Genomic DNA, 13,249 nt, shown 5'->3' on the forward strand with positions numbered 1-13,249 from the left:
CTTTGCCTGGCGCAATCCTCGGCGTGTTCGAGCAGGCGATCTCGGAGTTGCTCGGCCCTGACCTCGAGTAGGGACCGACTGATCTGCGATCTACCGGCCCCGTATCCCCAGCGACCTAGGTGAACGCCTTGGTGATGCTGATCACCGCGGGCGTGAGCAGCACGATGAAGAGCACCGGCAGGATGCAGAATACCAGCGGGAAGATGACCTTTACCGGCACTTTCATGGCCTGTTCCTCGGCGCGCTGGCGGCGACGCATCCGCATCTCCCCTGCCTGCACGCGCAACACGTCGGCGATCGCGATTCCGTAGGTGTCGGCTTGGATGACCGAGCGGGTGAACCGGCGCAGGTCGGCCGAGGAGGTGCGGGCGCTGAGCTCCTGGTAGGCGTCTTTGCGCGAGCGGCCGATGCTCATGTCCTGAAGGGTTCGAATGAACTCCTCGGCCAGCGGGCCCTTGCCGTTCGTGGCCGCCTTCGCCATCGCCGCCTCGAAGCCGAGGCCGGCCTCCACAGCGATGGTCATCTGGTCGAGGGTGTCGGCGAGCGCGTTCTGGATCTGCTCCTGCCGTTCCTGGCCCCGGCTGTAGATGAGAAGGTCAGGGACGAAGAAGCACAGCAGCACGAGGGCGGCACCGAGCACGATCCGCACCGGTGAGGTGTCACCGCCGATCCACAATCCCGCCAGCAGCACGCCGCCTGCCGCCACGAGTGGTTTGGCGATCAGGATCTTGTCCACGGTCCAGGCGGGCGGGCGCCCCGCCAGCACGACGTTCCGTTCGAGCCGGGCGAGATAGCCTCGGGGCACGCGGGTCCTGGCCCGGAGGGAGAGCGGGCCCCGGGACGCACGCCCCTGCGCCGGCGCGTCACCCGGCTCGGTGGCCGGTGACGGAGCGCGCCCGCCGACCAGGATCCCGATCAGGGCGCCGAGCCCGCCGGCGACGGCCAGGGCGGCCAGGATGGCAGTGAGTGATGGCATCGAATTCTCCTAGAACTTCACCTTGACGACGGCCATCATCCAGATCGAGCCGACGATGAGCAGGATGGCGGCGACCACCAGGGCCAAGGTTCCCCAGATGTTGCCGAGGAAGCCGTTGAAATAGGACGGCTGGGTCATCAGCAGGAAGGAGAAGACCCCGATCGGAAGGGCGATGAGCACGTAGGCGGACATCTTTCCTTCCGCGGCGAGCGCCTTCACCTGGCGGCGCAGCTGGTTGCGCTCCCGGATGGTGTGCCCCACCTGGTCGAGCACCTGGGACAGGTTGCCGCCCACCTCCCGGTTGATGGCAATGGCCTGGGCAACCCACTGGAAATCGTCGCTACGCATGCGCAGCGCGGTGTTGTCCAGCGCGTCGCTGAGGTCACGACCGATCCGGGTTTCGTTGACGACCCGGGCGAACTCCTCGGTCGTCGGCGATTCCGTTTCCTGGGAGACGGCGTCGACCGCGCGGAGCAGACCGTGGCCGGCGCGCAGGGCGCCGGCGAGCAGGCCCAGTGACTCGTCAAGCTGATCGGCGAACTTCGCGCGGCGCCGGGCGGTGCGGATCCGCAATACGACCAGGGCGCCGATCGGAGCGCAGGCCACACCGGCGACCATGAGCGGCACCGTCCAGCCGGTGCCCGCACCGAGCAGAAGGCCGACCAGCGCCAGCACCGTCGCCGCCGAGAAGACCATGAGCACGAACCCGGATGGCTGCATGCGAATGCCGGCTTGTTCCAGTTCCGCCGCACCGAACGGTATCGACGCGCGGCGGCGGATCACCACGTCGATGGCTTCCACCGTGCGATCGGTCATCCTGGTCAGGGTCGACGCCTCCGCGACGGTTCCGGGGGCACGACGACGTTCGAGCGGAACCTTCGGCCCGCTCGGCGCGATGACCAGGAACACGAGCACGAGCAGGGCCAACAGCCCGGCCGCGATGCCGGCGTACAGCACGGGGCTCATCGCCGACCCCGCGTCACCAGGTCGGCCTGGAAAATTCCGGGCGACAGGGGGATGCCCATCTCGCGGAACTTGTCTGCGAATCGAGGCCTCACCCCGGTCGCTGCCGCATGGCCTAGGACGCGGCCGTCCTCATCGACTCCGGCGGAGAAGTCGAACACGAAGGCATCCTGCAGCGTCACGATATCACCCTCCATGCCCTGCACCTCGGTCACGTGCGTGATCCGGCGGGTGCCGTCTCTCAGTCGGCTGATCTGCACGATCACGTCAATGGCCGACGAGATCTGCTCCCGGATGGCCCGCAACGGGAGGTCCATCCCGGCCATCAGGACCAGCGTTTCAAGCCTCGAGATCGCATCCCTGGGCGAGTTGGAGTGCACCGTCGAAATGGATCCCTCGTGGCCGGTGTTCATGGCCTGGAGCATGTCGAGGCTCTCCCCGCCGCGGCACTCGCCGATCACGATGCGGTCTGGACGCATCCGGAGCGAGTTCCGCACCAGGTCGCGAATGGTCACCTCACCCTTGCCCTCGATATTGGCCGGCCTGGATTCGAGCCGGATGACGTGATCCTGCTGCAGTTGGAGCTCGACGGCATCCTCAATGGTGATGATGCGCTCATTGGCGGGGATGAATCCGGAGAGCACGTTCAGCAGCGTCGTCTTCCCGGTGCCGGTGCCGCCCGAGACGATGATGTTGAGCCGGGCGTTCACGCACGCCTCGAGGACTTCGGCTATCCCCGGGCTCAACGTGCCGAGCCTGATCAAGTCGGCGGCGGTGAGTGGTTCGCGCGCGAATTTGCGAATTGTGAGAGAGGATCCGTCGACCGCGAGCGGAGGGATGATGGCGTTCACCCGCGACCCGTCGGCCAGGCGGGCATCGACCAGGGGTGAGGACTCGTCGATCCGACGACCGACCTTGGCAACGATCCGCTCGATGACCCGCCGGAGCTGGGCTTCACTGGTGAAGCTGGCGTCGCTGAGGGTCAGCTGGCCGTGGCGCTCGACGAAGATCTGTTCGTGGCCGTTGACCATGATCTCGGTCACGCTCTCGTCGCCCAGCAGGCGCTCGAGCGGACCGTATCCGAGCACGTCGGCGCCGATCTCAGCGATGAGCCTGTTTCGCTCCACTGGGCTGAGGGGAACCTGCTCGGCGGAGACGATCTTCACCAGTTCAACCCTGGCGAGGGCATGCAGCTGCTCCTCGTCGAGACTCGAATCGGTGAGCCGTGTGCCGATCCGGCCAAAGAGTTCCTGGGCCGCCCGCTCCTTGAGCTCGGCGAGGGGATCGACCGGGGCGACCACCGCCGTGGGAAGCGGGAACGGCCCCGGATCGGCGGGTCTTGCCCTGTCCGCCTCGGAATCCCCTTCCGCCGCCGGGAGGGTGCCGCCTCTCTTGACGGAGGAAGGCGGGGAACCAGCGCCTCGCGCTGCGTCCACTCTTTCGTTCAGTTTCATGCGACAACCACCCTTCGATGCAGATGACCACGTTTCAGAAAAGCGCTGGGCTCGAACCGGTGCACCAGGGCCGTGAGGGCCTTCGACGCGGGGCTTCTCCCCTTGGCCTGGAGGACGGGAATGCCGCGGTTGGTCGACAGCGCGACGAGGATGGAGCGCGGAATGGCCACGTCGACGGGGACTCCGATCGTCGCCTCGATGTCGCGCACGCTGAGCCCGCTCGTGCGGTCGGCCAGGTTCAGCACCACGTGCCGAACGGGAGGCAACATGCCGATGCTGGCGAGCACCGCCAGCTCCTTGCGCAGTCCGCGCGCGCTGGGCACCGACATATCGCACAGGAACACGGCGTCCGTTGCCAGTTCGAGAGCGGCGAGCGCATGGTCCCCCAGCCCGGGGGCCGTGTCGACGATGACGAACCGGAAGATGGACGAGAGCTGCCGAAGCAGGTGGCTGAGCTGATCCCCGGTGACCCGGTCGCCCTCGGCCGGGAGGTCCGCGCCGCAGACGGTGTAGAAGCCGCTCGGGTGAGCGGTGAGGAGGGTCTTCATCACCAGGGTGTCCTCCGGGGCGACGCCCGTGACCAGGTCCGGCAGGGTGTGCGTGGGGGCCAGCGACAGGGCCGTGGCGACATCCCCGAACTGCGTGTCGGCATCCACGATCACGACCGACAACGGCGCCAGTTTGGCGAGGCCGACCGCCAGGTTGGTGGCGACCGTGGTCTTGCCGAGGCCGCCCTTGGGCGCCACCACCGCGATGATCTGGCTGCGCACACCGTCCGGCGCCGGCACGGTGTCGACGGCGGCCTGCCCGAGGTCCCAGGGGACGAACGATTCGGGCTCCCCGGCGGGCTCATGGAGAAACTCGGGCTCGAGGACAGGAACCAGCGCAGGTTCAAGCACGGGTTCGAGTTCCACCACGGATGCCAGAACCTCGCCGTACATCGGGGCCGGCCGGCCGAGCCGGCTCGCCTGGCCGCCGGCAGAGACGACGGCCGTGCGCTCCGCGCTCCGGCTCAGTACCGGGTGAACGGTCCCTTCGGCCACCCAGCCGTTCCGCGGGCCTCGGTTCTCGCCAACGGTCACGATGCCGATGCCCGGGTAGAGCCTGGTCAGGCCCGCCGAGAGTTCCCGCACCCCGTCCCGGGAGAGGAACGAACCCAGAAGCGCCGTGTCGGGTCGGTCTGCCGCCACCAACCGGCCGAGGAGCGCCGATGGGCCGAAGGCCAGAGACCGTCCCCTCACGAGGCGGAGGGCGCGTCCGAGGAGGACGTTCAACCGGGTTTCGAAGTCATGGCTGTGGCCGACGAGGAGCAGGCGGCTCATCGGAACACCGCATTCCCATCAACGACGCCCGCGGCGGTCTCATCCGCTGTCTTGGGTTCGACAGTGAGCCATACGGTTCCGAATTTCTGTCCCCAAACGAGCTTCTCGATGTCGGGCGTGGTGCGGGCGAGTGTGATCATGATCACGCTGACCGGTTCGGTCGGCGCGTCGGCGCCCTTCGCGGCCGGTGTCGTGGAGCCCTTCTGAACGGCGGTGACCAGGACCTTGTGGAAGACCTGCTTGGCCAGCGACACCTCCTCCGAGGCGCCGGCGACCTTCAGCGTTGCCGCGATGACGACACCAACGGTGTCGCCCGCTGTCACGGTGCCCCCGACGACCTGCTCAACGGGGAGCGCAATGGTGACCGTCTGCATGCCGTCGGGCAGCGCGATTTCGCCGCGGGTGGCCAGTTCGGCGGCACTCACCCAGCGCGACGCGAGGAGTTGCTCACCCGGCTTCAGCGCCGTGTCCGCGACTGTCCCGCTGAGTTTGCCCAGTTTCGTGACGCGTCCAGGTACTGCCGCGATCGCCGGAATCTGTTTCACCGTGATGAACGAACCGATGGACTCCGCGGCCGTGCCTGCGGGGATCTCCTGGGAGACCACGTAGACCGGCACGAACGCGGCACCGTCCGCCGCTCGGGCGTCAGCGCCGCCGACATACCCCGTGAGGACTACCGTGCCGGCCACGGCCAGGACGATCGCCAGGATCGCGCCGATGAGTCGAGTTTTCATGTCATCTCCTACTTGATCAATGTGACGATGGTGTCGTTGAGGTCCGGACCGCCGGGCCCGAAGGCGTTGTCGATGGAGACCCATTTGGTGAACGTGCCCTGAATGCCTCGCCAACTGCCGTTCGGGCAGGTGAGACCGCTCGCGCAGACCGGAGCGAGCGGGTCGAGCACCTGAGCGGAGGGGAACTTCCATCCGGTGATGGTGAAACCGGCGAAGGCATAGATGCGGTACCTGGCGTTGGTGCCGGCGCCCTGGGTGAGGTCATAGATCGGGATGAGCACCGTTTTGCCCAGGAGACTCGGCAGTTGGGACTTGCAAGCACTCGGCGCGTCCCCTCCCGGATCGCTGTCGACCCAGAGCTCTCCGGCGGCGTTGAGGTTCAAACTGAGGTTGATGGTTGCCTCGCACGGGGCCGTGGTGTTGTCGAGCCAGCCGAAGCCGCCGGGGATGATCTCCGTCGAGGGGGAGTGTTTGCAGGTCTTGTTGGTGTCGGTCCGGATGGTCACGTGGTTGCCCGAGGCCGCCAGAGACTCCTGGAACTCGCACCAGGAGAGCGCGAGCGCCAGCACGGGTCCAGACCCCACACCACCCCATTGCGCTGTGGCCGCTGCCCCCACAGTGGACGGCGGGATTCCGAGTATCGCCGCGAATGGGTGGCTGATCGCGGGCGCATTCGTGCCGGCCACGCGCGTGCTGGACCTGACGGTGACCTGGCGGCTGACGGATAGATCCGGGGTGAGCACGTTGGCGGCGCCGTCATTGGCGTTGCCGTTGGTGTAACTCGCGGCCAGGCCGACCGGGTTGCTGCAGACACCGTCGGAGCAATCCTTTGCGATCGCGAGAGCCGCGGCATCCGCCCCGTTTTGAAGCTGCCCACGTTCCGCATAGAGGGCTCCGACATCGATCGCGAATCCCACGATCCCGATCAGCGGCACCAGCAGGAAGGCGAGCATCACGGCGCTGGCCCCGTGGTCGGAGCGGAGTCGAGATTTCATCCACCGCATTGCATGACCCCCTTGCCGGTCAGAGGAATGCTCGCGCCGAAGAATCCCGTGACGAACGCGACGGTGTAGTGCGTTGTCACGGTGACACTCGAACCACCCACGCACGTGCCGGGGCTGACGTCGACGCCGGCCAGGGCGAGCAGCGGGCTGAGTGAGGGTGCCGCGTTCTGCGCGGCGACCTTGGCGTTGGCCGCATTGTTGTGAATGGCCATGTACCGGGCTCCCTCACGAGCGGCGTTGGTGATGGAGATCTGGGCGTTGAAGACAAGGCCGAACTCGATGACGCCGAACACCAGGATGACGAGAATCGGGAGGATGAGCGCGAACTCGATCGCTGCCGCGCCGCGTTCGCCTGCCGTGCTGCGCCTGCGCATCATCGGACTGCCTTTCGTTGTGGGCGGCGGCGGCTTCCTCGGGAAGCCGCCGCCACGGCACGAACCGGATCGACCGAATGGCCGACCGGATGCTGCTGTCGGTGCTACGGCGCCAGTTTGGCTGCGACGAGGCCGAACTTGGCGTTGAGGTAGGTGCCGATCAGTCCGACGGCGGTCATGATGACGACCGCGATGAGCGAGACCATCAGGCCGTACTCCACCGCGGTGGCGCCTTCCTCGTCGGTGCGCATGCTGTTGATGAGGGCCTGGATTTTGGTGTAGAACTTCATTTCGGGTTTCCGTTCTGTCAAGCCGGCCGGGTCGACCGTGCGTGGTGAGGTGATGCTGATGCCCGCGGGGTGTTCGCTCCTCCCAGGGCGGGCCTGACTGGTCTGGGGGAAGTTTGGGGGGGGTCTCGGCGGGCCTTCCTGAAGGCGGGAACGCCTCCGACCGAGCGCCGCCGGGCGCCGGGCTCGGAACTAGGGACCGATCTTGGCCGCGACGTCGCCGAACTTGGTGTTGAGGTAGGTGCCGATCAGTCCGACGGCGGTCATGATGACGACCGCGATGAGCGAGACCATCAGGCCGTACTCCACGGCGGTGGCGCCCTCCTCGTCGGTGCGCATGCTGTTGATGACGGCCTGGATCCTGGTATAGAACTTCATCTCGGGTTTCCGTTCGGGTGGGCCGGCCGGTCTGGGTGACCAGGCGATTGACCACAAGCTACGTTCGTCGAGAAAACCTCACCACGCCCCAGTGCGGGGGCTCCCTGTCTGGGGGGTGGCTGAATGTTTGCTGAAGATATTCTGAAAATTGCATGACAATCACTCGCGACTCGGGTCTGTCGCGAGTGCGGCCGTCATTCGGGTGAGGGCCGGTCAGTTCGAGTGGCTCAGGCGAGCGCGTTGAATGGGCCTCCCGGCATACCGGCTGGACGAGGGTTCAGAACGGAGTCGGGCGGAAAGCCGCCGGAGTCACGTGATCGGGGCCGCGGACAATCGGGCAAGGGTGCAGAAAAAGGGTGCACAAGCGCTCCTCGGGTGAAGCGAACTCGCCATCGGGTTGGCGACACCACCACCGTAGACCGATCACACCAGCGGACCGCCCCCCGTGCTGGGGGTTTTTCGGCGCACATGAGGAAAAGTCTTCAACCGGGTTCTAGGCGAGGAGCACAGCCAGGAAGGCGCCGGCGAGCATGGACGGCCCGAACGGCAGGGAGCCCCGCAGGGTAATCCGGCGCCCCACCAGAGCCACAAGCGAGACCAGGCTGCCGATCAGGAACCCCCCGAAGGAACCGATGAGCACCGGGGACCAGCCCAGGTAGCCGAGGGCGAGGCCGATCACTGCGGCGAGTTTCACGTCGCCCATCCCGATGCCGCGGGGCGAGATCAGGGCCAGCACAAAGTAGAACACGAACAGTGCGGCACCGCCCGCGAAAGCCCCCAGGAGGGCCGACCACGACCCGGTTGCCGCAGCCGCGAGCATCAGCAGCACCGGCAGCACGAGTAGCGACGGATAGACGAGCGCATTGGGCAACCGCTTCTCAGCGAGGTCGACCACGCTGAGCACCACCGCGGTGAGGGCCAGGTACAGGTACGCGGGCAGCTCCCAGCCCGGTCCGAACTTCCAGACGACCAGCGCGACGAGGGCACCTGTGGCCACGACGCCCCCGGCCCGGACAGGCCAGTCGAAGCGTCGACGAATACGCAGCATCCGTTCGGCGATGCTCACGAGCGGTAGCCCGAGGGCGCTGCCGATCACCCCGGCGACGATCGCGACCCAGGGCACCACGCGGGTCTACCCCTCGCCGCGGGAGATCTCGACCATCTCGCCGCGGGGAACGACCTTGATCCGCGCGCGCCCCTCGGCCATGCCCAGCGCGAGCTCCCGCTGGTCGAGGCGGTGCCAGCCGTCGAGGTTGGTGTACTCGATCCCGCGTTCGTCGAGCATCGCCAGCACGCTCTCCTCCGAGGGCTCGGCCGGGTGCCACCAGTTGCCGAGGTCGTTGATCAGGTGCCGCACGGTCTCCATCGCGTCGGACTTGGTGTGGCCGATCAGGCCGACCGGGCCTCGCTTGATCCAGCCGGTCGCGTAGACGCCGTAGAGCTGCTGGTTGGCGCTGGCCGATCCGGAGTCCGGTTCGCCCTTCCAGAGCACCTGGCCCTCGCGGTTGGGGATGACGCCGCGCTTCTTGTCGAACGGCACACCGGGCAGCGGGGAGCCGAAGTAACCCACGGCGCGGTAGACCGCCTGCATCGGGAGCTCGCGGACCTCGCCGGTGCCGACGACCCCGCCGTGCCCGTCGGGCCTGGTGCGCTCGTACCGGATCGCGCCGACCCGGCCCGTGCCGTCGTCGACGACCTCGACCGGCTTGGCGAAGAAGTGCAGGTGCAGCCGGCGGCTGGCGGTGCCGGCCGGGCGTTCGCGCCACTTGTTCAGGACCTTGTCGATGACGAAGACCTGCTTGTTGCTGGCCACCGCGTCCCGTGCGGCGTCGTCGTAGTCGAAGTCCTCGTCGTAGACGACGATGTCGACGCCCGGCAGTTCGCCGAGTTCGCGCAGTTCGAGCGGGGTGAACTTGACCGAGGTCGGGCCTCTCCGGCCGAACACATGCACGTCGGTGACGGCGGACGCCTTGAGCCCCTCGTAGACGTTGGCCGGGATTTCCGTGGGCAGCAGGTCGTCCGCGTGCTTGGCGAGCATGCGCGAGACGTCCAGGGCCACGTTTCCGTTGCCGATGACCGCGACCTGCCTGGCCGTAAGCGGCCAGGTGCGCGGGTAGTCGGGGTGCCCATCGAACCAGCTGACGAACCGGGCGGCCCCGTAGGAGCCCTCCAGGTCGATCCCGGAGATCTTGAGGTCGGCGTCGCGCACGGCGCCGGTGGCGAAGATGACCGCGTTGTAGTGCGTCTTCAGGTCGTCCATGGTGATGTCGACGCCGAACCGCACGTTTCCGAATACCCGGATATCGCCACGGTCGAGCACGTCGCGCAGCGCCGTGATGATGCCCTTGATCCGCGGGTGGTCGGGTGCGACGCCGTAGCGCACCAGACCGTAGGGTGCCGGGAGGTGGTCGAACAGGTCGATCGACACCTCGAAATTCCGTTCGGCCTTGAGCAGGATGTCGGCGGCGTAGATGCCCGCAGGTCCCGCGCCGACAATGGCCAATCGCAACTTGGTCATGGAAGCCTTTCTAACTGGATCGCTCGACGATCGTGTCCGCGAATCGCGTGAGCGCCTTCTTCACGGATCCGTCGGGCAGCGGGGAGAGCGCGGCGACGGCGTCGCGCGCCCAGCCGTGCGCCTCGGAGAGGGTCTGGGTCGTGACATCGTGCTCGCGGAGGGCGGCGATCGCCGAGTCCGCGGCATCGCCGGCAGCAGCGCCGGGGGCCATCACGTCGCGTTCGAGCCTGGCCAGCAGTGCGGCCGCGCCCGGGTCGCCTGGCGCGCGTTCCCGGAGCCGGAGCACCGGCAGGGTTGCCACGCCGGCGCGGAGGTCGGTGCCGGCGAACTTGCCCGTTTCCTCCGGCTGGGGTGACAGGTCGAGCACGTCGTCGATGAGCTGGAAGGCGACGCCGATCTTCTCACCGAACTGCACCACCGGCCGCTCGTAGTCGTCGGACGCGTCCGAGAAGATGACCCCGGCCTGGGCTGCGGCTGCGATCAGCGAACCGGTCTTGTCGGCGAGAACCTGGATGTAGTGCTCCACCGGGTCTTCACCGTCGTGCGGCCCGACCGTCTCGTGCAGCTGGCCGAGCACGAGACGTTCGAAGGTGTCTGCCTGCAGGCGGATCGCCCGCTCGCCCAGCCGGGCCATCAACTGGCTGGCCCGCGCGAACAGGAGGTCTCCGGTGAGGATCGCAATGGAGTTTCCCCACACGGTCTGGGCGCTGGGCACCCCGCGGCGCTGGTGCGCGTCGTCCATCACGTCGTCGTGGTACAGCGAGGCCAGGTGGGTGATCTCGATCGCGGTGGCCGCGGTGACCACGTCGTCGAGCACGCCGCTGCCGAGGTGCGCGGTGAGCAGGGCGAGCATGGGGCGCACGCGCTTGCCGCCCGCGTTCAGGAGGTATCGGCTGGTGACGTTCGCGACCTCGTCGGCGAAGGTGACCTCGCCGAGCAGGCTTGCCTCGACCCGTTCGAGGCCGACGTCGATGCCGGTGGCGAGACCGCGGTCGCCTTTCGACGAGAAAATGCGATCACTGAGGCCCAACTGGCTCGTCACGGAAGAGCCGCGGCGGAACAGGGGCACGCTCGGTTTCACTCGGTCAGCCTATCGATCGGAACTGGGAGGACTCAGGAAGTGGTATCCGCTGCGCCCGTATCCGCTGCGTTCGCCGGCTTGACGCCTCGATGCAGGGCCACGATGCCCAGGGACAGGTTGCGGTACGCCACAGCCTCGTAGCCGGCATCCCGCAGCCAGCTGCTCAGGGTGGACTGGTTCGGCCAGGCGGCGATCGACTCGCCGAGGTAGTCGTACGCCTCCGCGTTGGAGGAGGCGAGCTTCACGACCAGGGGCATGACGTGGTTGAGATAGGCGAAGTAGGCGGCGCGGACCGGCGCGAACGGCGGGGTGGAGAACTCGCAGATCACGACGCGTCCGCCGGGCCTGGTCACCCGGTAGAACTCGGCGATGGCCTTCTTCGGCTCGACGACGTTCCGCAGCCCGAAAGAGATCGTCACGGCATCGAACTCGTTGTCGGCGAAGGGCAGTGCGGTGGCATCGGCCTGCACGAACTCGATCAGCGGGTTGCCGGCGTGGCGTTCCCGGCCGACCTTGATCATTCCCGCGGAGAAGTCCGCGGCCACGACGTGCGCGCCGGTGCGGGTCAGCGCCACGCTCGAGGTGCCGGTGCCGGCGGCGATGTCGAGGATCCGGTCGCCCGGTTGCGGGGCCACGGCCCGGGTCGCCGCCATCCGCCACAGGGCCGCGTTCCCGACCGACAACACCGCATTGGTGCGGTCGTAGTGGGTGGAGACCTGGTCGAACATGGCAGCAACCTGCTCGGGCTGCTTATTGAGGTCTGCTCTGCTCACTCCCCCAGTCTAGATTGCCTGCGCACACGCCCGGCGTCCACCCTGCTGACATAGGCTGGGCGAGTGAATGCGCAGGCCCTGACGGTCGAAACCACTCCCCTCGCCGACGTGCGCCAACTCATCCTTCTGCTCGACAGCCACGAACCGCTGCTCTGGATGCGTCGCAACCAGGGCCTGGCCGGCATCGGCACGGCCCTGCGGCTCGAGTTCTCCGGGCCGACCCGATTGACGGATGCCGCCGCAGCCTGGCGCGACGTGGTCGCGGCGGCCACCGTGACCGACCCGCTCTCCCGCACCGGCACCGGGCTGCTCGCCTTCGGAGCGTTCGCCTTCGACGCGTCCTCGGCCCAGACCAGCGTGCTGATCGTGCCGCAGGTCATCGTCGGCCGCGAGGACGGCCAGTGCTGGGTCACCCGGATCTGGCCCACCGGCGGCACCCGGCCCGAGATCCCGCTCGCCCTGCGGCCGCTGGGCAACGAGTACCGCATCTCGCTCCTGCCTGGCACGCTGACCGCCGACGGCTACCGCGCCGCGGTGGGCGAGGCCATCGATCGGATCGCCGCTGCCGACCTCAACAAGGTCGTCCTGGCCCGGGACCTCGTCGGGCGCCTGCCTGCCGAATCCGACCTGCGCCGGGCCGTGAGCGAACTCGCCCTCGGCTACCCGGACTGCTGGACCTACGCGGTCGACGGTCTCGTCGGGTCGAGCCCCGAAACGCTGATCCGCGCCGACCACGGCGAGGTCAATGCCCGGGTACTGGCCGGCACGATGTCCCGCGGGGCGGACGCGGCATCCGACCTCGAGGCCGCGCTGCACCTGGCCACCTCGTCCAAGGACGGCGACGAGCACGCCTTCGCCGTGCAGAGCGTGCTCGCCTCGCTGCGCCCGCACACCTCGCACCTGACCACCAGCGAGATCCCGTTCACCGTGAAACTGCCCAACCTCTGGCACCTCGCGACGGATGTCGAGGGCACCCTCAGCGACGGGTCGAACTCCCTCGACCTGATCGCGGCGATGCATCCGACCGCCGCGGTCGCCGGCACGCCGACGGAGACGGCGCTCGCGCTGATCCGCGAGCTGGAGCCGTTCGACCGGGGCCGGTACGCCGGCCCGGTCGGCTGGGTCGGTGCCGACGGTGACGGCGAATGGGCGATCGCGTTGCGTTGCGCGCAGGTCACCCCAGGCGGAGACGTCACCGCCCACGCCGGCTGCGGAATCGTGCTGGACTCCGAACCCGACCGCGAACTCGCGGAAACCCGGATGAAGTTCCGCCCGATCGTCGAGGCTTTCGGCTGACGCCACCCCGCCCGCCCGCCTGACCGACCGACCGACCGCCCAGATCGCCCGTTCCGGTCGACACCGACCGGTGTGCGCCGACTTCGACC

The 13,249-nt window shown here is 68.0% G+C and carries 14 protein-coding genes; 1 reads left to right on the forward strand and 13 read right to left on the reverse strand.

The genetic code is table 11. The features are described from left to right. Positions 1-115 precede the first annotated feature (115 nt). The 13 genes from E3O48_RS07395 to ubiE form a co-directional block, all read right to left on the reverse strand. Positions 116-976 (reverse strand): type II secretion system F family protein, encoded by an 861-nt coding sequence (locus E3O48_RS07395; RefSeq protein ID WP_134537908.1) that lies wholly within the window; start codon positions 974-976, stop codon positions 116-118. Between the two features lie 9 nt (positions 977-985). Then, positions 986-1,942: a type II secretion system F family protein gene (locus E3O48_RS07400; RefSeq protein WP_134537909.1), complete on the reverse strand. Its 957-nt coding sequence runs from the start codon at positions 1,940-1,942 to the stop codon at positions 986-988. Beyond that, positions 1,939-3,393, reverse strand: coding sequence for a CpaF family protein (locus E3O48_RS07405; RefSeq protein WP_134537910.1), 1,455 nt, complete (start codon positions 3,391-3,393; stop codon positions 1,939-1,941). The genes E3O48_RS07400 and E3O48_RS07405 overlap by 4 nt, the downstream gene beginning before the upstream one ends. Continuing rightward, positions 3,390-4,715: an AAA family ATPase gene (locus tag E3O48_RS07410; protein WP_134537911.1), complete on the reverse strand. Its 1,326-nt coding sequence runs from the start codon at positions 4,713-4,715 to the stop codon at positions 3,390-3,392. The genes E3O48_RS07405 and E3O48_RS07410 overlap by 4 nt, the downstream gene beginning before the upstream one ends. Next, the gene (locus E3O48_RS07415; RefSeq protein WP_166788647.1) at positions 4,712-5,449 is read right to left on the reverse strand and encodes a Flp pilus assembly protein CpaB; all 738 of its coding nucleotides are present in this window, start codon (positions 5,447-5,449) and stop codon (positions 4,712-4,714) included. The genes E3O48_RS07410 and E3O48_RS07415 overlap by 4 nt, the downstream gene beginning before the upstream one ends. Positions 5,450-5,457: 8 nt before the next feature. Beyond that, the gene (locus tag E3O48_RS07420; protein ID WP_166788648.1) at positions 5,458-6,444 is read right to left on the reverse strand and encodes a TadE/TadG family type IV pilus assembly protein; all 987 of its coding nucleotides are present in this window, start codon (positions 6,442-6,444) and stop codon (positions 5,458-5,460) included. After that, the gene (locus E3O48_RS07425) at positions 6,441-6,830 is read right to left on the reverse strand and encodes a TadE/TadG family type IV pilus assembly protein (protein WP_370249422.1); all 390 of its coding nucleotides are present in this window, start codon (positions 6,828-6,830) and stop codon (positions 6,441-6,443) included. The genes E3O48_RS07420 and E3O48_RS07425 overlap by 4 nt, the downstream gene beginning before the upstream one ends. A 101-nt stretch (positions 6,831-6,931) precedes the next feature. Beyond that, the gene (locus E3O48_RS07430) at positions 6,932-7,117 is read right to left on the reverse strand and encodes a Flp family type IVb pilin (RefSeq protein ID WP_134537914.1); all 186 of its coding nucleotides are present in this window, start codon (positions 7,115-7,117) and stop codon (positions 6,932-6,934) included. Positions 7,118-7,306: 189 nt separating this feature from the next. Further along, a complete protein-coding gene (locus E3O48_RS07435) occupies positions 7,307-7,492 on the reverse strand; it encodes a Flp family type IVb pilin (protein WP_134509066.1) in 186 nt (61 codons plus the stop codon). A gap of 493 nt (positions 7,493-7,985) precedes the next feature. Continuing rightward, positions 7,986-8,615, reverse strand: a complete 630-nt coding sequence (locus E3O48_RS07440) for an A24 family peptidase (RefSeq protein WP_134537915.1) — start codon at positions 8,613-8,615, stop codon at positions 7,986-7,988. A gap of 9 nt (positions 8,616-8,624) precedes the next feature. Continuing rightward, the gene (locus E3O48_RS07445; protein WP_134537916.1) at positions 8,625-10,010 is read right to left on the reverse strand and encodes an FAD-dependent oxidoreductase; all 1,386 of its coding nucleotides are present in this window, start codon (positions 10,008-10,010) and stop codon (positions 8,625-8,627) included. A gap of 10 nt (positions 10,011-10,020) precedes the next feature. Further along, positions 10,021-11,091, reverse strand: a complete 1,071-nt coding sequence (locus E3O48_RS07450; protein ID WP_134537917.1) for a polyprenyl synthetase family protein — start codon at positions 11,089-11,091, stop codon at positions 10,021-10,023. 32 nt (positions 11,092-11,123) lie between these two features. Beyond that, positions 11,124-11,864, reverse strand: coding sequence for a bifunctional demethylmenaquinone methyltransferase/2-methoxy-6-polyprenyl-1,4-benzoquinol methylase UbiE (gene ubiE / locus E3O48_RS07455; RefSeq protein ID WP_134537918.1), 741 nt, complete (start codon positions 11,862-11,864; stop codon positions 11,124-11,126). A gap of 63 nt (positions 11,865-11,927) precedes the next feature. Between ubiE and E3O48_RS07460 the strand changes: the two genes are divergently transcribed. After that, positions 11,928-13,160 (forward strand): isochorismate synthase MenF, encoded by a 1,233-nt coding sequence (locus tag E3O48_RS07460; protein ID WP_241982444.1) that lies wholly within the window; start codon positions 11,928-11,930, stop codon positions 13,158-13,160. Positions 13,161-13,249: the final 89 nt, after the last annotated feature.

Source organism: Cryobacterium sp. HLT2-28 (genome assembly GCF_004402495.1).
GTDB classification, from domain to species: Bacteria; Actinomycetota; Actinomycetes; order Actinomycetales; family Microbacteriaceae; genus Cryobacterium; species Cryobacterium mannosilyticum.